The 19,163-nt window shown below is 61.5% G+C and carries 16 protein-coding genes; 12 read left to right on the top strand and 4 right to left on the bottom strand.

Features of this window, described 5'->3' with window-relative positions; genetic code table 11:
• Positions 1-122: 122 nt before the first annotated feature.
• The 8 genes from AB4Z24_RS08915 to AB4Z24_RS08880 all read left to right on the top strand — a co-directional run bounded on the left by AB4Z24_RS08915 (position 123) and on the right by AB4Z24_RS08880 (position 10,566).
• Positions 123-1,085 (top strand): substrate-binding domain-containing protein, encoded by a 963-nt coding sequence (locus tag AB4Z24_RS08915; protein ID WP_441707576.1) that lies wholly within the window; start codon positions 123-125, stop codon positions 1,083-1,085.
• Between the two features lie 95 nt (positions 1,086-1,180).
• The gene (locus AB4Z24_RS08910) at positions 1,181-1,783 is read left to right on the top strand and encodes a PQQ-dependent catabolism-associated CXXCW motif protein (protein WP_441707795.1); all 603 of its coding nucleotides are present in this window, start codon (positions 1,181-1,183) and stop codon (positions 1,781-1,783) included.
• Between the two features lie 208 nt (positions 1,784-1,991).
• Positions 1,992-3,845: a monovalent cation:proton antiporter-2 (CPA2) family protein gene (locus AB4Z24_RS08905; protein ID WP_441707574.1), complete on the top strand. Its 1,854-nt coding sequence runs from the start codon at positions 1,992-1,994 to the stop codon at positions 3,843-3,845.
• Positions 3,846-4,017: 172 nt separating this feature from the next.
• Complete coding sequence (gene tkt / locus AB4Z24_RS08900) at positions 4,018-6,024, top strand: transketolase (protein ID WP_441707572.1); 2,007 nt, start codon at positions 4,018-4,020, stop codon at positions 6,022-6,024.
• Positions 6,025-6,079: 55 nt separating this feature from the next.
• Positions 6,080-7,279 carry a phosphoglycerate kinase gene (locus AB4Z24_RS08895; RefSeq protein WP_441707571.1) on the top strand — a complete coding sequence of 400 codons (1,200 nt, stop codon included), beginning with the start codon at positions 6,080-6,082 and terminating at the stop codon, positions 7,277-7,279.
• 47 nt (positions 7,280-7,326) lie between these two features.
• Positions 7,327-8,124 (top strand): cytochrome c biogenesis CcdA family protein, encoded by a 798-nt coding sequence (locus AB4Z24_RS08890; RefSeq protein WP_441707569.1) that lies wholly within the window; start codon positions 7,327-7,329, stop codon positions 8,122-8,124.
• A 19-nt stretch (positions 8,125-8,143) separates the two neighbouring features.
• A complete protein-coding gene (gene thiD, locus AB4Z24_RS08885) occupies positions 8,144-8,959 on the top strand; it encodes a bifunctional hydroxymethylpyrimidine kinase/phosphomethylpyrimidine kinase (RefSeq protein WP_441707793.1) in 816 nt (271 codons plus the stop codon).
• 371 nt (positions 8,960-9,330) lie between these two features.
• Positions 9,331-10,566 (top strand): OmpP1/FadL family transporter, encoded by a 1,236-nt coding sequence (locus AB4Z24_RS08880; protein ID WP_441707567.1) that lies wholly within the window; start codon positions 9,331-9,333, stop codon positions 10,564-10,566.
• 76 nt (positions 10,567-10,642) lie between these two features.
• On the opposite strand, the gene AB4Z24_RS08875 is transcribed toward AB4Z24_RS08880, so the two are convergent.
• Positions 10,643-11,191 (bottom strand): hypothetical protein, encoded by a 549-nt coding sequence (locus AB4Z24_RS08875; RefSeq protein ID WP_290989422.1) that lies wholly within the window; start codon positions 11,189-11,191, stop codon positions 10,643-10,645.
• Between the two features lie 157 nt (positions 11,192-11,348).
• On the opposite strand from AB4Z24_RS08875, the gene AB4Z24_RS08870 reads away from it, so the two are divergent.
• Positions 11,349-12,554 carry an MFS transporter gene (locus AB4Z24_RS08870; protein ID WP_441707565.1) on the top strand — a complete coding sequence of 402 codons (1,206 nt, stop codon included), beginning with the start codon at positions 11,349-11,351 and terminating at the stop codon, positions 12,552-12,554.
• 6 nt (positions 12,555-12,560) lie between these two features.
• On the opposite strand, the gene dgcA is transcribed toward AB4Z24_RS08870, so the two are convergent.
• Positions 12,561-13,538, bottom strand: coding sequence for an N-acetyl-D-Glu racemase DgcA (gene dgcA, locus AB4Z24_RS08865; protein WP_441707563.1), 978 nt, complete (start codon positions 13,536-13,538; stop codon positions 12,561-12,563).
• A 59-nt stretch (positions 13,539-13,597) separates the two neighbouring features.
• On the bottom strand, positions 13,598-16,345 hold the full coding sequence (locus AB4Z24_RS08860) for a hypothetical protein (RefSeq protein WP_441707561.1): 2,748 nt from the start codon (positions 16,343-16,345) through the stop codon (positions 13,598-13,600).
• 376 nt (positions 16,346-16,721) lie between these two features.
• On the opposite strand from AB4Z24_RS08860, the gene AB4Z24_RS08855 reads away from it, so the two are divergent.
• The 3 genes from AB4Z24_RS08855 to AB4Z24_RS08845 all read left to right on the top strand — a co-directional run bounded on the left by AB4Z24_RS08855 (position 16,722) and on the right by AB4Z24_RS08845 (position 18,709).
• On the top strand, positions 16,722-17,114 hold the full coding sequence (locus AB4Z24_RS08855) for an Hpt domain-containing protein (protein WP_441707559.1): 393 nt from the start codon (positions 16,722-16,724) through the stop codon (positions 17,112-17,114).
• A gap of 161 nt (positions 17,115-17,275) precedes the next feature.
• Entirely contained in the window at positions 17,276-17,596 is a 321-nt protein-coding gene (locus AB4Z24_RS08850; RefSeq protein WP_045837936.1) for a 2Fe-2S iron-sulfur cluster-binding protein, read from the top strand.
• Between the two features lie 30 nt (positions 17,597-17,626).
• A complete protein-coding gene (locus AB4Z24_RS08845) occupies positions 17,627-18,709 on the top strand; it encodes an NAD(P)/FAD-dependent oxidoreductase (protein ID WP_441707557.1) in 1,083 nt (360 codons plus the stop codon).
• A gap of 71 nt (positions 18,710-18,780) precedes the next feature.
• Here the strand turns inward: AB4Z24_RS08845 and AB4Z24_RS08840 are convergent, their stop codons facing one another.
• Positions 18,781-19,146: an ABC transporter permease gene (locus AB4Z24_RS08840; RefSeq protein ID WP_441707556.1), complete on the bottom strand. Its 366-nt coding sequence runs from the start codon at positions 19,144-19,146 to the stop codon at positions 18,781-18,783.
• Positions 19,147-19,163 lie beyond the last annotated feature (17 nt).

Raw genomic sequence — 19,163 nt, 5'->3', positions numbered from 1 at the left:
GCGCTAGATCGCCAAGATATCGCTAGCAAAGGCTTAGAGGGGGCGGGTCGCATTTGCGACGTGCCCCCACTCCATATCAGGAGCCGCGACGTTCACGCCGCCATAACAAAAAGGTTACCAATGTGAGGAAACAAGCGCTCAAGATTTCATCCATTCCAGTGCCTGCATTGGCTCTCGGAGTTTGCGCAGCCATTTCGATATTTGCTTTCGCACTTCCTTCTCGCGCTGCCGATGCGCCCAAGGCGGATCTCGTCAACAGGCAGCAGCTGCGCGTTTGCGCCGATCCCGCAGATCTTCCGTTTTCAGATCAGAAGGAAGAAGGTTTCGAAAACAAGATCGCCAACATCATCGGCGATGAATTGAAGCTGCCGGTCGTCTATACGTGGTTTCCCAAGGCCACGGGTTTCGTGCGCATGACGCTCGGCGCCAAGCGCTGCGATCTCGTCATCGGCTGGGGCCAGGGTGACGACCTCGTGCTCAATACCAACGCGATCTATCGTTCGACGTCGGCGCTCATCTACAAAAAGGGTACTGGTCTCGATGGCGTCGACACGCTTGCCGATCCGCGCCTTCAGGGAAAGAAGATCGGAGTTCAGCAGGGTTCGGCGGGCGGTACGCTCGCTGCGCGTTACGGCTTGATGAGCAACGTGCACGGCTATCCGATGATCGTCGACCGCCGCTATGCAAATCCGGCCAAAGACATGGTGGACGACATCCGCAAGGGTGATGTTGACGCCGGTATTCTGTGGGGCCCGATCGCGGCCTATTGGGCCGCACGGGACGGCGAGCCGCTCGTCGTCGTTCCTCTCGTCAAAGAAACGGGCGCGGCGAAGATCGCCTTCCGCATCACGATGGGCGTGCGCAACGGCGACGATGCTTGGAAGCGCCAGCTCAACGACGTCATTCGCAAACGGCAGGGCGATATCGACAAGGTGCTGCTCGATTACGGCGTGCCGCTGCTCGTCGATGACGATACTTCGACGGAGAGGATCACCAAGCCGCGCACGTCAGCCTCGGCGGAGCCGGCACCGGCTGGAGATGCGGCGGCGGCGCCGTCACCGGCTCCTGCTTCGGCATCGCCGTAAGGTGCGAGACGTCACTTTAGAAGCGGCGGACTTCGTTCGCCGCTTCTCACTCCTTCAATTTGCACGCGGGGCAATCGGCAAGAGATGTGTCTGAGATGGTTCTGCCGCGTCTTTTGATGCTCGTTGCGCTGAGCTTTGGCGTCGCGCTTTGGATGCCAGTCGCGGTTGCCCTCGACGGTCATGCCGAGGAGGACGTTTCAGGCCCCGCACCCACCGGCGAGCCACCTCCCGAACCGCACTCATACCGCACGGACAATTATCGAAAGCCCGTCCCGCTGACGCTCGAAGGCGCGACGGTTCTTTCGAGCGCCGCGGCGATGAAGCTATGGTCTCAGAAGACTGCGGTCTTCATCGACGTTTATCCGCATCCGCCGAAACCCGAAGGTCTGCCGCCCGGCACGATCTGGCGCGATCCATCGCACATGACGATCGAAGACGCGGTGTGGCTGACGAATGTCGGTTATGGCGTGTTGTCGGCCGACGCCTCCCATTATTTTCAGCGCAACCTCGACATGCTGACGAAGGGCGACAAGTCGAAGACGCTCGTCTTTTTCTGTCTCAGGAATTGCTGGATGAGCTGGAACGCTGCGAAGCGCGCCTTGAGTTACGGCTATAAAAATGTCGCGTGGTATCGCGACGGAAGCGACGGCTGGCAGGAGGCCGGCGGTCTGGTCGTCGAGGCACATCCGCTGCCTTGAACTGCAGACGCCGAGTTCAGATGCTCTAAGCTTAAATTCAAATGCAATGTGTCGCACGCGCGTGCCACGGTTTTCGCGCGGGCAAGATGTTACCCCCTTTTCCTACGGCCCGGATTCGGGTTGTCATACAACATGGTTGGTTAGCTATTGTGGGCCGGGTGTAACTTCGCGGCAGCCGCCGCATAGCCAGAACAGCGGGAAAGACAGAGTGACACTCCACGAACTTGCCATCCTCCTCGCGGCTTTGGCGCTTGCAGCACCGCTCGCCCGCTGGCTCGGCATCGCGGCTGTTCTTGGCTATCTCATCGCCGGCGTGGTGCTCGGACCCTACGGCGTCGGGCGGCTATTTTCGGAGCACGATGCGCAGCAAGTTCTGCACTTCGCGGAATTCGGCGTCGTTCTGCTGCTGTTTTTGATCGGATTGGAGCTGCGCCCCAAGCGACTTTGGGCCATGCGGCAGGCCATCTTCGGCATCGGTACATTGCAGGTGGCGATTACCTCGATCGCGCTCGCGTTCGTTGGCATTCTGTTTTTCGGCACGCAGTGGCAGCCGTCGCTATTCGCAGGCGCAGCTCTCGCGCTCTCTTCGACAGCCTTTGCTTTGCAGGTTCTCGAAGAGAACAAGGAACTTTCAAGCCGGCACGGCAGGCTCGCGTTCTCGGTGCTGTTGTTCCAGGACCTCGCCGCCATTCCGCTCATTGCGCTTGCGCCGTATTTCGCGGTGACGGCTGCCAAGGCGGCGCCGGTGATCGACTATTTTGCGTTTGCCAAGGGGCTCGGGACAATCGTTCTCGTTGTCGTCGTCGGGCGGTATGTGCTTGATGCGTTTCTGCGTCTCGTGGCGCTGTCGCGCGTGAAAGAAGCTATGACGGCGGCCGGACTTTTGACGGTCGTCGGCATCACGCTGATCATGGAAGCCGTCGGATTGTCGGCATCGCTTGGAGCCTTCATCGCAGGTGCTCTTCTCGCTGAAAGCAGCTACCGCCACGAGCTCGAGGCGGACATCGCTCCTTTCGAAGGCTTGCTGCTCGGGATCTTCTTCACCGCCATCGGCATGTCGCTGAACCTCGGACTTCTGATTGCTGAGCCAGCGCTGATCATATCGTTGACGCTGTCGCTGATCGTCGTGAAGTCGATCATTCTGTTTCTGTTGGGGCGTTGGCAGGGGCTTGAGGCGGGACCGTCGCGCCGGTTGGCTTTTGCTCTATCGCAAGGCGGTGAATTCGCTTTCGTGCTTCTCTCGGTCGGTCAGGCCGCCGGTGTCCTCGGCAGCAACCCGTCGCAAATTCTCGCCGTCGTGATCACGCTGTCGATGGCGATGACGCCGGTGCTGCTACTGCTCGACCGTATGCTTTCCAAGAAAGCGAAGACGCCGACGCGTCCGTTCGATACGCTGCCGGATAACGACGGGCACGTCGTGATCGCAGGGTTCGGCCGCTTTGGGCAGATCGTGGCGCGTATCCTACGCGCAAAAGGCATTCCGTTTACGGCGCTCGACATCAGCGTGGAGCAGGTCGATTTCGTCAAACGCTTCGGCAACAAGGCCTTCTTCGGCGACGCCAGCCGGCCTGAGGTGCTCGAGGCTGCGCAGACGGACAAGGCGCGTGCGTTCGTGCTCGCGATCGACGACGTGGAAGCGTCCATGCGCGCGGCCGAATACGTCAAGAAGCACTATCCGCACGTTCCCATCTATGCGCGTGCGCGCGACCGTATGCACGCTTATCGGCTGCTCGATCTCGGCGTCGCGTCGATACGGCGCGAGACCTTTCTGGCATCTCTCGATCTGACGCGATCGTTGATGCTTGGTCTCGGGTATTCCGAGCGGGTTGCGAGCCGGATCGTCCAGACCTTCAGGGATCACGACGAGCGCCGTCTCAACGAGGACTACAAGCTGTCATCGGACGTCGAAAAGCTGCTGGAGCGGGCGCGAACGTCGCAGGCCATGCTCGAGAAGCTGCTTCGGGAGGATGAGGTTGAGGAGGCGAAGCTCGTGCAGAGCGAGAAGAGCCAGCGTGACGCCAAGGCGAAGGCCAAGGCGGGCGGAATCGCATCCGGGGCGTGAGTTTGTCTCCTGAGCGTGACACTTGGTCCCCGCCGCGAAAGGGTTCGGAAGGGGCGTTTTTGCCGTGCACCAAGGGTGCCAGCGCGGTAGACGACGCTGCAACTCCCCGGTAAATGTCCCTCGACCTTACGGCGGCGCCCGTGGCGCTTATGAAAACGGACCCACGAACAGAATGAGTAAAGTCCAGACCAAGGCCGACACGTCGCAGGCAGCAAGCCTCGGTGAAATGGCCAATGCCATCCGCGCGTTAGCGATGGATGCCGTTCAGGCGGCCAATTCCGGCCATCCTGGAATGCCGATGGGCATGGCCGACGCTGCAACTGTGCTCTTTACTGAAGCTCTGAAGTTCGATGCGAGCGCGCCCGACTGGCCGAACCGCGATCGCTTCGTGCTCTCGGCCGGTCACGGGTCGATGCTGCTGTATTCGCTCCTTTATCTCACCGGCTATCCCGGAATGACGATCGAGGAGATCAAGAACTTCCGTCAATTTGGATCGAAGACCGCCGGGCACCCGGAATACGGCCACGCACCCGGGATCGAGACGACGACAGGTCCGCTGGGGCAGGGCCTCGCCAATGCAGTCGGCATGGCGCTCTCGGAACGCTTGCTCGCGGCGCGCGTCGGCTCGGACCTCATCGATTATCATACGTACGTCATTGCCGGTGACGGATGTCTGATGGAGGGCATCAGCCAGGAAGCCATTTCGCTTGCGGGACACTTGAAGCTCGGCAAGCTGATCGTGCTCTGGGACGACAACTCGATCACCATCGACGGCGCGACCAGTCTTTCGGTGTCAGACAGCGAAGTGAAGCGCTTCGAAGCGTCGGGCTGGAACACGGTCCGCGTCGATGGTCACGATGCTGCAGCCGTCTCGGCAGCGATTAAAACGGCCAAGGGTGATCCGTCGAAGCCTTGGCTTATCGCCTGCAAGACGCAGATCGGATACGGCTCGCCGAACAAGGCCGGCAAATCGTCGGCGCATGGCGAACCGCTCGGCGCTGAAGAGATCAAGAATACGCGCGAGAAGCTCGGTTGGCCTTATGCGCCGTTCGAGATTCCCGATCACATCCTCGCCGCGTGGCGCGGTGTCGGCAGCGCGCATTCGAAGGTTCGCGCCGACTGGATCAAGCGCCTTTCCAACGCGAGCCCCGAAGCGAAAGCCTTGATCGAGGGGCGGGATACGAAGGACGTTGTCGCGAAAGCGATTGCCGAAGCGAAGAGTGCATTCGCCAGCGATAGCGCAAAGCGCGCGACGCGTGTCTGGTCGCAGCTGACCATCGAGCGTCTGGTGCCGGTGCTGCCAGAGTTGATTGGCGGCTCTGCCGATCTTTCGGGATCCAACGGCACGCGGACGAAGCATCACAACTCGGTGACGCCTGAGAACTTCGGAGGCAACTACATCCACTACGGCGTGCGCGAGCATGGCATGGCCGCTGCGATGAACGGCCTCGCGCTTTCCGGCTCTTTCATTCCCTATGGCGGCACCTTCCTGGTTTTCGCCGATTATTGCCGTCCCTCGATCCGTCTCTCGGCCCTTATGCAGCAGCGCGTGCTTTACGTGCTGACGCACGACTCGATCGGCCTTGGCGAAGATGGACCGACGCATCAGCCCGTCGAGCATTTGAGCTCGCTGCGCGCGATCCCGAACGTCAAGGTGTTTCGTCCGGCCGACGGCGTCGAGACCGCCGAATGCTGGGAGCTTGCCATTGTTTCGGAAGCGGGACCCTCGGTCCTGGCTCTGTCGCGGCAAGCGGTTCCCAATCTTCGCACCGACGGCAGCGAGAACCTGAGCGCGAAGGGCGCCTATGTTCTGAAGTCGGCCGAAGGCAAGCGCGACGTGACGCTGCTCGCGACGGGTTCCGAGGTCGGCCTTGCTGTCGAAGCAGCTGCCGCTCTCGCAAAGGACGGCATCGGCGCAGCCGTCGTCTCGGTGCCGTCGTTCGAGCTCCTCCGCGCGCAGCCTGAAAGCTATCAGAGCGAGGTTCTGGGCGACGTGCCACGCGTTGCGGTCGAAGCAGGCACGGAGCAGAGCTGGTTTGAATGGCTTCGCAAGTCCGATGCCTTCGTCGGCATGAGCAGTTTCGGCGGGTCGGCACCTGCGGGCAAGCTTTACGAGCACTTCGGCATCACGGCGGCGCATGTCGCGGACGAAGCGCGCCGCGTCATAGCGAAATCCTGATGACGAGCTGACCACACGCAAATTTGCAGCATCTGAAAATCGGAACGGTAGTCGAATGAACCTCGACAAGTTGAAGACGACGGACGGCATTGACGTCAAAGGCAAGCGCGTCATCGTTCGGGCCGATCTCAACGTTCCGGTGCGCGATGGGAAGGTGACAGACGCGACGCGCCTCGAGCGTCTGCTTCCGGGTCTCAACGCGCTGGCTGATCGCGGTGCAAAGGTTATCGTGATCTCGCATTTCGGGCGGCCGAAGAACGGTCCCGACGCCGAGCTCTCGTTGCGGCCAATTGCGGAGACGCTGCAACGCCTTTTGGGCCGGGAAGTCGCATTCAGCGGCGACAGTATAGGTGCGGAAGCCGCCGGCACGGTCGGCAAGCTCAACGATGGCGGCGTTGCCGTTCTCGAAAATCTGCGCTTCCATAAGGGAGAAGAGAAGAACGATCCGGCGTTCGCCGGGGAGCTTGCCAAGCTCGGCGATATCTTCGTCGGTGACGCGTTTTCGTGTGCGCACCGCGCGCATGCCTCGACCGAGGGGCTGACGCATTTTCTTCCGTCCTATGCCGGTCCGCTGCTGATGGAAGAAATCAACGCGCTCAGGACGGCACTCGAAAAGCCGCAGCGCCCGACGGCAGCAGTTGTTGGCGGCGCGAAGGTTTCGACGAAAATTCCGGTTTTGACAAACCTTGTCGCGAAGGTCGATCACCTCATCATCGGCGGCGGCATGGCGAATACATTTCTGCAGGCGATGGGCGTCGCGGTCGGAAAGTCTCTGGCGGAGCCGGATTTCCATGGCACCGCGCGGGACATCATGGCGGAAGCCAAACAGAAGGGCTGCGAGATCGTTCTTCCTGTCGATGCGGTCGTTGCAACGGAGTTCAAGGAAGGGGCCGCGCACAAGGTCGTCACCGTCAGCAATGTTCCTGACGACGCCATGATCCTCGACGTCGGTCCGCAGTCCGTTGCGCGCACCAGCGCTTTGCTCGAGCACACTAGAACGTTGCTCTGGAACGGTCCGCTCGGGGCGTTCGAAATTGCGCCATTCGGCGATGGTACGTTCGCACTCGCGCGTGCTGCCGCAGCTTTGACGAAAGCTGGTAAGCTCGTGTCGGTCGCCGGTGGCGGAGACACCGTGGCGGCGTTGAATTCCGCTGGCGTGACGGACGATTTCACCTATGTCTCGACTGCGGGCGGCGCGTTCCTCGAGTGGCTCGAAGGACGGGAATTGCCGGGCGTCGCGGCGCTCACGCGCTAGTCGAGCGCGAAGGCAAACGAAAAAGGTGCGTTAGAAAGCAGGCGGCAATGCTGGCAGATGCTCAAATCTATTTCGGCGTCGCCTTGGCGGGGCTCGCCAGCTTTCTGTCGCCGTGCGTGCTGCCGCTCGTGCCGCCCTATCTCGGTTATATCGGTGGAACGACGCTCGATCAGCTCACAGGTGAGGAGCGGATCGATCGCGGCGTCTGGGTGCGCGTCGTCATTTCCGCGGTCTTTTTCGTGTTGGGATTCACGACCGTGTTCGTCGGCCTTGGCGCCGGCGCGAGCACGATAGGGCAGGTACTGCTGTCCTATCGCGCCATTCTCGGAACGGTTGCCGGTCTCGTCATCATTCTGTTCGGACTGCACTTCCTCGGCATTTTCCGCATCCATCTTTTCTATAACGAAGCGCGCTACTCGACCGCAGCGGCGGAAGCGAGCTTTGCCGGCGCCTACGTGATGGGGCTTGCGTTCGCGTTCGGCTGGACGCCTTGCATCGGGCCGGTGCTCGCGACCGTGTTGACGCTCGCGGCGAGTGCGTCGAGCCTCTGGACGGGCGTCAGTCTTCTTCTGGTCTATTCGCTCGGGCTCGGCATTCCGTTCGTGCTCGCGGCGGTCGCGATACGACCGTTTCTCGGCTTCATGAAAGGGTTCAAGCGCCATTTCGAGATGCTCGAGAAATTGATGGGCCTGCTGCTGGTGATCACGGGTCTGCTGTTCGTTTTCGGCGCGCAGAACTGGTTCAGCCAGTGGATGATCGAGAATTTTCCGGCGCTGGGCCGGATCGAATCCTACATCACGTCCCCTGATCTTGGAGCCGAAATCCTGAAAAAGGGCATGCCCTGAGCGGGCTCGTATGAAAGAGATGGCGGCCTTGACCGTTCCGATCGCGCTGACAATCGCGGGGTCCGATCCTTCGGGAGGCGCCGGCATTCAGGCGGATCTCAAGACGTTCTCCGCCTTCGGAATTTACGGTGCGACGATCATCACGGCGCTGACGGCGCAGAATACGCACGGCGTATCAGGCGTTTTTCCGGTATCGCCGGACTTCATTGCCGCGCAGTTTCATTCCGTCGTTTCCGATCTCGACGTTTCAGCCATCAAGACCGGGATGCTCGGCGATGTGGCGACCGTCGAGACCGTCGCGCGGCTTCTCACGGAAATTCCGAACGTTCCCGTGGTCGTCGATCCGGTGATGGTCGCGACGAGCGGAGATGTACTTTTGGCGGCCGATGCCATCGATGCAGTGCGCCGCCTGCTCCTTCCCAGAGCGCAGTTGATCACGCCCAATATTCCGGAGGCGAGCCGGCTGCTCGACACTCCGGAGGCGACGACGGAAGACGACATGCGTAGGCAGGCGGAAGAGTTGATGGCATTCGGCTGCGGGTCCGTCCTCGTCAAAGGCGGTCACGGCGTCGGCGCGGAGGCGACCGATGTTTTCTTCGACGGAGGAGAGCATCATATTTTTCGCCGCCCGCGCCTCGTCACGCGCAACACGCACGGCACCGGCTGCACGTTGTCAGCGGCGATCGCGGCAGGTCTCGCAGATGGCAAGCCGCTGCCGGATGCTGTCGAGGCCGGAAAGCTCTACGTCTGGCGTGCGCTGGAGGCCGGCGCAAATATCCACATCGGCGGCGGCAACGGTCCCGTAGACCATAATTTCGCGCTTCGGAAAACGTAGTTTCCCAGTTCGTGCATTCGATCCGTGCGAGTCGCATCTGTTGCGAGCGCGCATCTCAGTGGTTCGACTCGCACATTGAGAAAAGCGTCAAGTCTTGCGCGGCATCTGAGACTTTGGCAGCTTGCGCGCGACTTCGGCGATGTACGCCGTTCACAGACTCCGGGGGGAGCGCCAAGCTAAGTTTCGAGGGATTGAAACGGGGCTTGGCAAGAACCGGTCCGCCTACGGCGGGCCGGTTTTTTTGTTGCCCAAGTGGCACAGATGCACGCCTTCGGTCACCGCAAAGCATTTCGGCCGGTGTAGAGACGGCCAGATACACGTATTGTGAGAGTTAAGAATAAACGCTGTTTGAATGCGTGGGGGCGCGGGGAATGCGGACTTTCAAGAGCCAACTCGGGCGGGCGGTAATAGGCGTAGCTGCAGTTGCGGCTTGGTCCAGTGCGGCTTCTGCCGGTGGGTTCGACATCCACGAACAGTCGACGGTTTTCCTCGGATCGGCGTCTGCAGGTTCTGCAGCGGGCGGCAGCCTTGGATCGATGTTCTGGAACCCGGCCGCGACGGCGCAGTTTCCGGGGCTGAATTCGGAATCGTCCTACACGCTGATCCTGCCGTACGCGAATGTGGACATCAACTCACCCATATCCGGCAGCAGCGGCAACATCGGCATCGACGCCGCGACCAGCGCAAGCTACGGCGCCTATCAGCTCGGGAAAGACGTCTGGGTTGGTATCGCGCTCAACTCGCCGTTCGGATTGGCGTCGAAGCCCGATAACGTCAACTATCCGGGTTCGTACTTAGGCGTTACCGCAAAGCTCATCACGATGAACGCCAACCCGACGATTGCGTATCGCATCGCGCCGGGGATCACGATCGGTGCCGGTGTGCAGATCGAATGGGCGCAGACGAAGCTGCAATTCCGCGACACTCCCGACGACATCGCTCGGTTCGGAGGCAACGACTGGGCGTTCGGTGCGACGGCGGGCATCACGCTCGAGCCGAGACAAGGCACAACCATAGGTCTCGGTTATCGCTCTCAGATGACACACGATCTTGAGGGAACTTTTGCTTCGGCGCTATTGACCGGCGGCACTAGTGTCCCGGGAGTTGTCTCAATCACCCTTCCCGATATCGTGACGTTGAGCGCGCGGCAGGTGATCACGCCCACCACACGGCTCTTAGGCACGATCGAATGGACGAACTGGAGCACATTCAAGAGCCTGCCGTTGTCACTTCCTGGCGGCAACCAGTTGGCGGTCCCGGCGAACTGGCACGATGGGTGGTTCTTCTCGGTTGGCGGCGAATACGATTATTCTCCGCTTCTCACGCTGCGTAGTGGTATCGCCTATGAGCTGTCGCCGATCCAGGACGCTTCCGAACGGCTCGTGCAAGTGCCCGACAACAATCGGGTCTGGCTGAGCATCGGTGCGAGCTACAAGTGGAGTGATTCCATCACGCTCGATGCAGGATATTCGCACATCTTCGTTCAGGATGGGGGTATCAGTCAGGCCCCCCCGACGTTTGACGGTCATGCTACGGGGCCGACATTTACGGGTACCTCGCAGGCCTCCATCGATCTGTTTTCGGTTGGTGTGCGTACGAAGTGGTAAGGCGCGGCCTTACGCGGAAAATAAAAAACCGGGCTCGTGGCCCGGTTTTTTTTATGCGCGTCTCTCTACGAGAGTTTTACGCAGCGTCGTCGACCTTCATCTCGTGCATGATGCTTTCGAGAATGCCTTCGAGCTTGTTCGCCGATGTTTCGAGCGCGCCGGCAGCGGCGACGACGCGGTTCGACTGTGCCGCCTGGGACTGGCTCATGGCATAGAGCCGGCCGGCGTTACGGGCGATTTCCTCACAGCCTTTCGGATCGAAGGGATTGGCCTGCAGCGACCAGGCAATGTCGTGGATGTCTTCCGCGGCTTTCAGGATCGCTTGGCTTGGCAGAATGCTTTCGTCGACCACCGGTCTCGCCAACAGGGCGGCCCGCGTCTCGGCCATTTGTGCCTTGATGGCTTCGATTTCGGCCTTGAGCTGACCGAGGAGGGCGGGCGGCTCGCGAAGCGAGCTTTGCAGGCGCTTGATCGCATCCTCGAGAAGTGCGCTGTCCAGCCGGCGGGCGCGCCGTCCGTGCTCGGCCAAAAACCAACGCCCGCGGGCGGTTTCCAGCAGCGTCGTTTCGATAGCTCGATATTCGGTTTCAGTGTCGCTAGGGATGACCGAGGTAAGAGCCTGCATGGCCGTGTTTTGCTCCGCAAAAATCAGCTTAATGAGTTATGTGATTCTTGGCGGGCGCAGACACAACTTCGAGCTGAACCAAGCGGAACTTGTTGATCATTCAATGCGGTTCGACCTTATACGGTGACCTGAGCAAATTGGGCATGCGAGGCGAGACATGAGCGCTGAAGGGCAAGCGAGGCGGAGCTTTGCCGCGCCGGTGGCGTTGTTCTTCGCCGCGCTCTTCGTCGTCTATGGGACGCACGTGCCCTTCATGCCGGTCTGGCTGAACTGGCGCGGCCTGACGCCGGGCGAGATCAGCATCGTGATCGCGACTCCGCTGTTCCTCCGGCTGTTCGTCACGCCGGTCGTCGCCATGGCGGCCGATCGCGAGATGGCGCACCGGCGATACCTGATCATTCTCGCGTGGCTGTGCTTGGGTTTCGTCCTGGCGCTCGCGGCTTCTTCATCGTTCGGCACGATCCTTATCTTCGCGACGCTCCTCATGCTCTGCAACTCGACGATCATGCCGTTGATCGAGACCATTGCGGTGAACGGAATGCGCCATCGCGGGCTCGACTACGGCCGGATGCGTCTCTGGGGATCTTTGTCCTTCGTCGCTGCTAGTTTTGGCGGCGGCATCGTCATGAACGCGTTCGGAGGCGGTGCGGGCGTGTGGCTCGTTGCTTTCGGCTGCGCGTTGACGGTCGTCGCGGGTCACATTCTGCCGGCGCAAGACCGGTTCGAAGGGCCGGTGAAGCCATCGCTGCCGCTGTGGCGGGCGGAGGCGCTGCGCGAATTGCTGAAGCGGCGCGATTTCCGGTTCTTTCTCGTCGCGGTCGGTCTGGCGATCGCGGCGCACGCTACGTTTTTCACGTTCGGCATTCTGATTTGGGAACGGCAGGGGCTTTCAGCCGCCTGGAGCGGCAGCCTCTGGGCGATCGGCGTCTTTGCGGAGGTATTGCTGTTCTCGGTTTCCGGACACGTCATGCAACGTATCGGCGCGGCGCGATTGATTGCGCTTGGCGCGGCGGCCTCGATCGTGCGCTGGCTGACGATGGCCTTCGACCCGCCGCTGGCTTTGCTCCTGCCGCTGCAGATCCTGCACGGCCTGACGTACGGCGCGTCGCATATCGGTGCGATCCATTACATTCACGAGACCGTTCCGCGCGAGAAGCAGGGCACCGCCCAGGCGCTTTACGCGACGATGTCGTCGGGCGTCGCCATGGGTTGCTCGACGTTGATCGCGGGTTGGGTTTACGCGAGCGAAGGCTCGCTCTCCTATCTCGCGATGGCAGCCATATCGGCGATTTCGCTCGCTGCGGGTCTCTGGCTCGTCAGATCGCAGAAGAGTGCCGTCTTCGCAGAAGCGGAATCCGCATGAGCGGCCTCAACCCCAGAGTTCGGGATCCGGCGGATAGATGACGCCATTTTCCACGCGCATCCCGTGCTCGCGATCATGCGCCAGAAGCATAGGTCCATCGAGATCGATCCAGTCGGCTTCCGAGGCAAGCAGCATCGCGGGCGCGACGGCGAGCGAGGTGGCGACCATGGAGCCGACCATGATTTTCAGGTCCCGCCGCCGGGCTTCACGGACGAGGGCGATCGCACCTGTCAATCCGCCGGCCTTGTCGAGTTTCACGTTCACGGCGTCGTAAAGCTCAGCGAGGCGAGGAATGTCCGCGGCGGTGTGCACGCTTTCATCGGCGCAGATCGGCACACGACGATCGACGCCGTGCAACGCCTCATCGAGATCTGCGGGAAGCGGCTGCTCGATCAGCTCGATGCCGCACTCGGCTGCAACGGATATGAGATGCCCGATGGTTTCGAGCGTCCAGGCTTCGTTCGCGTCGACGAGCAGCCGGGCATCGGGACGCGCCGCGCGCACGGCGCGCATGCGTGCGTCGTCGCCCGCGCCTCCGAGCTTGAGTTTCAAAAGAGAAAGGTGCGAAGCCTGCACGGCCTTTTCGGCCATCGTCTCGGGCGCGTCGAGGCTGAGAGTGAACGCTGTCGTTTTCGCGACTGGTGCGCCAAGTCCAGCAAGCTCGGAAACGCGAACGCCGGTGCGTTTGCTTTCGAGATCCCAGAATGCGCAGTCGAGCGCGTTGAGCGCCGCGCCGGGCTTCAGATCATTCGCGAGACCTTCGCGGCTCGACACGCGGCCGGCTACGCGGCGGATGTCTTCGAGAACGCCGGAGACCGTCTCGCCATAGCGGGCATACGGCACCGCTTCGCCGCTGCCCTGATGATTGCCGTCGGAGACCGTCGCGACGACGACTTCAGCGGCGGTCTTCGCGCCGCGCGAAATGACGAACGCTTCTTTAAGAGGCCAGACTTCGCCTCGAGCTTCGATGGTCGGCGCGGTCATCGGAAATGGCCCGGATTTGCATCATTTTCATCGCCGGCTCGCACAAAGCGGCGCGCCGGCTAACGAATGCGGCCAGCTGCGTGGGCAAGGAACAGGTACACCCGTCCGGTTTCGGAAACGAGATGCGTTTGCGCGGTACGGCCTGTCGAATCTCGCGCTTCTGCTTCTTTGATAATGCGCTCGAAGTCTGTGAGGTAGCGGAAGACCGACTGCGACAGTTCTTGGTCGGTTTTGACGCGGTTTGAGATCTCGTCGAAGAGCGTGCGCGCTTCGGGGGCGTAGATGCTGCGAACAAGGACGTTTCGCTGTCCGGCGCGGATACGGCTCCAGATTGCGGCGGCCGTTGCCTGGTCGAGCGAGCGGGCGATCATTCCGACGTCGAGGCGAACGGGAGCCTGAGCGGGCGGCGGTTGCGGAGCGGGGGCGGGCGCCTCGTCCTCGTGAGAGGCGCGGGCCAAGAGATCGCCGAGAGACCAGCCTTCCCGCGTTTCCTGCTGAGCTGCGCCTCGGCCGCGGCTTGGCGAGCTTTCCTGCTGGACGAGAGAGGACGTCAGCGAACCTGCCAGGCGGGGCGGAGCGGGCTCGGGGCGAATGATCTCACGCGGTGCATTCGCGCGCTGGGAAATCTGCGTCAGCTGCTCGATGGCGCGCAGCTGATCCTGGAGCGCGCGGCGCATGGATTCCGCGGTTTCGCGGGTCGAGGCCGGAAGGCGGGCGGCTTCTTCTCGAATGCGGGCCTGCTCGCGGGCGAGGGTCGCCGCAGCTTCGGCCGCGCGCATGCGGGTTTCGTCGGACGCGGAGGACAGGCGGGTGGTCAATGTTTCGAATTCGCGCGAGAGCTCGCCCGATACGTTCTGGAACCGGTTCCTGAGATCGGAGAGCGCGCGCTCGCCCTGTGCTTCGGTTTCGTGCTTGACGCGGTCGAGTTCCGCCATAAGCGCGCGAGAGCGGTTTTCCGCACTGTCGCGAAGCTCTTCGGCGATGGCTCGCGCCTTGAGTTCGATGTTCGAAAACGAGCCTTCGAGGTTCGTCGAGTAGCCGGCGATCGTGCGTCCGAACTCGTCGGCCTTGCCGGAAAGGCGATCGAGGGTGTGGGACAGTTCGGCGTGGCGAGACTGAAGCGTGGATTCGATTTTGAGGTTTGCCGTGTCGAGCACGTTCGCCGCTTTGAGAATTTGTTCGCCCTGGTTCTCGAACCGGTCGGTGACGCCGTGAATTTGCGCGAACAGGTTTTCGGCAACGTTCTGGAGAACGCCGGACTGTTTGGAGAGGCCATCGATGGCCTTCATCGTCTGGCGCGTGATGTTCTCGCTGGTGCGGCGGACGGCGTTGATGCCGTTCATCACGGAATCGTCGAGTTCAGCCGCCTGATGCGCGATCGTCTCGCGGAACGTGCGCGAATGGAGTTCGAGTGCGTTGGTGAGCAGCGACGCCTTTTCGCTAACGGCGTGATCGATGGCCGATGTCGAGCGCACGATCTGATCGTCGAAGAGTTCGAGCCGTCGCTGGAACGCTTCGTCGAGAGAGCGCGTGCGTTCGACGAGCTGGACGTCGAGCGCCTGGGCACGATTTGAGAGCGTCGTATCGAGTGCGCGTGCGTATTCCTCGAAGACGGTCTGCAAATTCTCGGTACGATTGCCGAGCGTCGTGTCGAGCGTTTGCATGTAGCCGTCGAACGTGGCGCGCATCTGTTCGGTGCGGGCGCCGAGGGCTGTCGAGAATGCCGACGTGTAGTCTTCGAGAACGGACTGCAGTTGCAGTGTGCGCGAGCCGACGGCGTTTTCGAAGCGGCCGGTGGCCGTCGCCAATGAGCCTTCGAGGTTTGCGAGGTTTTCGCCCGCATTCGAAATGATGCCGCGAAGCGTCAGCTGCTGCTGGGAAAGCTTTTCGATCAGAGTCGGGATTTCGGTGCCGAGCGTTTTCAGCGTTTCGGTGACGTTCGTCGACGTATCGAGAAGGGCGTGGCGCTCACCGCCTAGTTCGTTGATCAGTTCGCGGATACGGCGTTCGTTGTGCTCGTAGGAACGTTCGAGTTCGGCGACGTGATTGTGGACGAGGGCTTCGAGCTCGCCGGCGCGGCCCAAGGCTCTCGATACGGCGTCGTTCATGAACGACACTTGGCGACGGACCGCCTGGCCGAGGCTCGCGATCGATTGCTCGGCGGTTCTGTCAGGTTCGGCGAGACGGATCGCAACTTCGCTCATCGTTGCGGATTTGAGAGCGAGCGAGGCGATGTGCCAGTTCAAGAGGGCGAGCAGCCAGATGATGCCTATCGGCGCGACAATGGCCGTGATGGTGTAGAAGGTTGTCGGCTGCAGCAAGAGTGAGGCGAACGACTCGCCGCTCTGCCAGCCGGGCGCCATCGTCAGTGCGCCGACCGTCAGTCCGACGATGGCCCAGACGGCACTTCCAATGGCGGCAAAACGGAACACCTTGCTCGAGGGTTTTTGCTCGAGCGCGTAGATCAGACCGCCGATGCTCGGCACATCGTCGTTCGCTGCGATTTTTCCGCGGACGGGGCCTGCAGGGCGGCGGCGCGCGACGCGGCGGCTCGGCGGTTCGTCGTTCGCGAATTCATTGTCGGGTTTGATCGGTGTCGTGGGCGAGGGCGGTGGGTTTTCCGTACCGAGCAACGGCGGCGGCAGGGCCAGAGGCGTGTCCATCGAGCCTTTTTGAATCGTGGTTTGGCTCGCGGCCTGACCGGTCGCCTGACGCAAACCGTCGGGTGCGCTCAAGGTATGCTCCGTCGATGCCGGCTGCGTTTTGCCGCCGATAGCCATCAGCTTCGCAATCTGGTCCTGCGACATTGCGCAATGCCCCCCACTCGATCCGGTACGCGACACAAGCCCGTGCGCTTCAGGCCCACCGGAACTCCCATTCGCACCCTATAAGATTTTTACTTGGTTACAAAATGGAAACACATGGGTAACCATACAGAATGCTTATGCATCTTAACGGCTTAGCGAGTTGGGCCGCGGAATGCGGCCGGATTGCGGCCGAGCTTGTCGCGTCCGCTGCCTGCGGCCACACGCCAATAGGTTAAGTAGCGGTTTACGGGGATGGCTGAAACACGCGAGCCTGCTTTACCCAGAGTTATCGCGCTTTTGCGACCATAATTGTTCAAATGTCCCGCCATGGCGAAGCTATGGCCGCAGTGATCAATATGCGTTTCAGGTGCGAAGCATGGATGTCCAAAGGCCCCGGCAGTTCGATATCCAGGCCCCGGAGAACCGGGGCTCAACGAATGAATTGCCGATCGATCTCGCACATTTGCGGCGCTACACGCTTGGGGATAAGGCACTGGAAGACGAGGTTCTCCGGCTTTTCCTCGCACAACTTCCCGAGACGTTAGCGGCCTTGCGCGCGGCTGCAACCGAACGGGATTGGAAGATAGCGGCGCATACGCTCAAGGGGTCGAGCCGGGCCGTCGGGGCGTGGCGGATCGCGAGCTTGGCGCAGGAAGCCGAGGCGCTGCGCGGACCGGAGGCCGAGGGCTGCCCGGATGCGATCGCCAAACTGGAAGCGGCAGCTTCCGAGGCGCGCACGTTCTTCCATCAATCCAACACGCTAGGCTAAGCGCCGCAGCCACAGCATTTGCGCGTCGCAGGGACGCGCGCGTCCGTTCGGCTTGAAATGCGGGCGGTGTCCCTCTAAGTGTGCCCGCTAACTTAATCATCCCAATTCGCTCGCAGCCGCCCGAGAGCGGTCTTTTCAGCCTCAAGGACGCGTACGTAACCATGACGAAAATAACGTTCATCCAACCCGACGGCGAAAGTCAGACGGTGGAAGCGGAAAACGGTCTCACTGTCATGGAAGCTGCTAAGCTTAACGACATCGCGGGTATCGAGGCGGAATGTGGCGGTGCCTGCGCCTGCGCGACCTGCCATGTGTATGTGGATGAAGCCTGGCGCGACAAAACAGGCAAGGCTGCCGACATGGAAGAGGACATGCTGGATTTCGCGTTCGATGTCCGCGAAGGCAGCAGGCTCTGCTGCCAGATCAAGATCACGGACGCTCTCGACGGACTCGTCGTTCGCGTGCCGGCGAAGCAGTTCTGAAGCATTGGCAGCAAGTAACGGACGATCGCGATGATGGACACAACTCCAGCGGCACCCGAAACTTCCGACATCACGGAAGCCGCTTCGTCTTCCGGTCCGATCGAAACCGATGCCATCGTCATCGGTGCGGGACCTTGCGGTCTGTTTGCGGTTTTTGAATTGGGTCTGCTCGACATCAAGTCTCATGTCGTCGATATCCTGGACCGTCCGGGTGGGCAGTGCGCGGAACTCTATCCCGAGAAGCCGATCTACGACGTTCCGGCGCTTCCCGTTGTGACAGGGCAAGAGCTGACGGACCGGCTGATGGAGCAGATCAAGCCGTTCGGGCCGCAATTCCATTTCAACGAGCGCATTGACAGCTTGAGCCGCGAGGCTGACGGCCGCTTTCGCCTGATGACGGACGCGGGAACCGAGTTCCTGGCTAAAGTCGTCGTCGTCGCTGCAGGGGGCGGATCGTTCACGCCGAAGCGGCCGCCGCTTAATGGCATCGAAGAATACGAAGGCAGGTCGGTCTTCTATTCCGTGCGCAAGATCGAAACGATGCGCGGGCACGATATCGTCATCGTCGGCGGCGGCGACAGCGCGCTCGACTGGACGCTCAATCTCGCGCCGGTTGCGAAGAGCCTGACGCTCATCCATCGCCGCGACGAGTTCCGCGCCGCGCCGCATTCGGTCGAGAAGATGCGCAAGCTTGTCGAAGAGTCGACCGTTCGCCTGCTCATCGGTCAGGTGACGGGGCTCGAGGGCACGAACGGGCATCTGTCGGCGCTGGACGTCAAAACGGCCTCAGGAACGGAACGCATTGCCTGCACGGCCATGCTGCCGTTCTTCGGTCTGACGATGAAGCTCGGACCTGTTGCTGACTGGGGTCTCAATCTTCATGAGAACCTCATTCTCGTCGATACCGAGCGGTTCGAGACCAACGAACACGGCATCTTCGCGATCGGCGATATCAATTGGTATCCCGGCAAGCTGAAGCTCATCCTGTCGGGCTTCCACGAAGGCGCGCTGATGGCGCAGGCTGCGCACAAGATCGTCTATCCGGACAAGAAGCTCTTGTTCCAGTACACGACCTCATCATCCAGCCTGCAGAAGAAGCTCGGCGTGAAGTAACGCGTTACTCCGCCGAGGGCGGCGCGTTACTTGCCGAGCTGTCGCGCATCCGCCGGCGGAATGGCTGCGGCTTAAGCGTGTGCGATTTCGAGAAATGCCAGCAATGTCAGTGTGATCGCGCTCAGGCCTAGCACGAGTTTGCCGCGGCGTGTTGGCGCCGCCGTTCCCATGACCAGCGCTGCGATCAGCACCGCCGCCGGAAATAGATTGAGCGGCACGAGCGCCGCCGGTCCGATCGATCCTCGGGCTGACGGGTATTCCAGCCCGATCCAGATGCTTGCAGCAATGGCCAGCAACAGCGCGCCGGTGAGGCGTGGCCATAGTCCGGTGGTGGGCCGCGCTAGCCCGGCGATGGCCAGTGCCGAGAGCGGCACAAGCAGGAGCACGAGACCGGCGACGGCCTTGATGGCGATTTCGGTCCAGAGGATCTGCTGCACGCGTGCGTTCCGGCAAA

Origin of the sequence: Hyphomicrobium sp. 2TAF46 (assembly GCF_052114865.1) — a bacterium.
In the GTDB taxonomy this organism is placed as follows: Bacteria; Pseudomonadota; Alphaproteobacteria; order Rhizobiales; family Hyphomicrobiaceae; genus Hyphomicrobium_B.
Note: the sequence above shows the minus strand (reverse complement) of the source record. Positions and strands in the feature narration are given on the sequence as shown.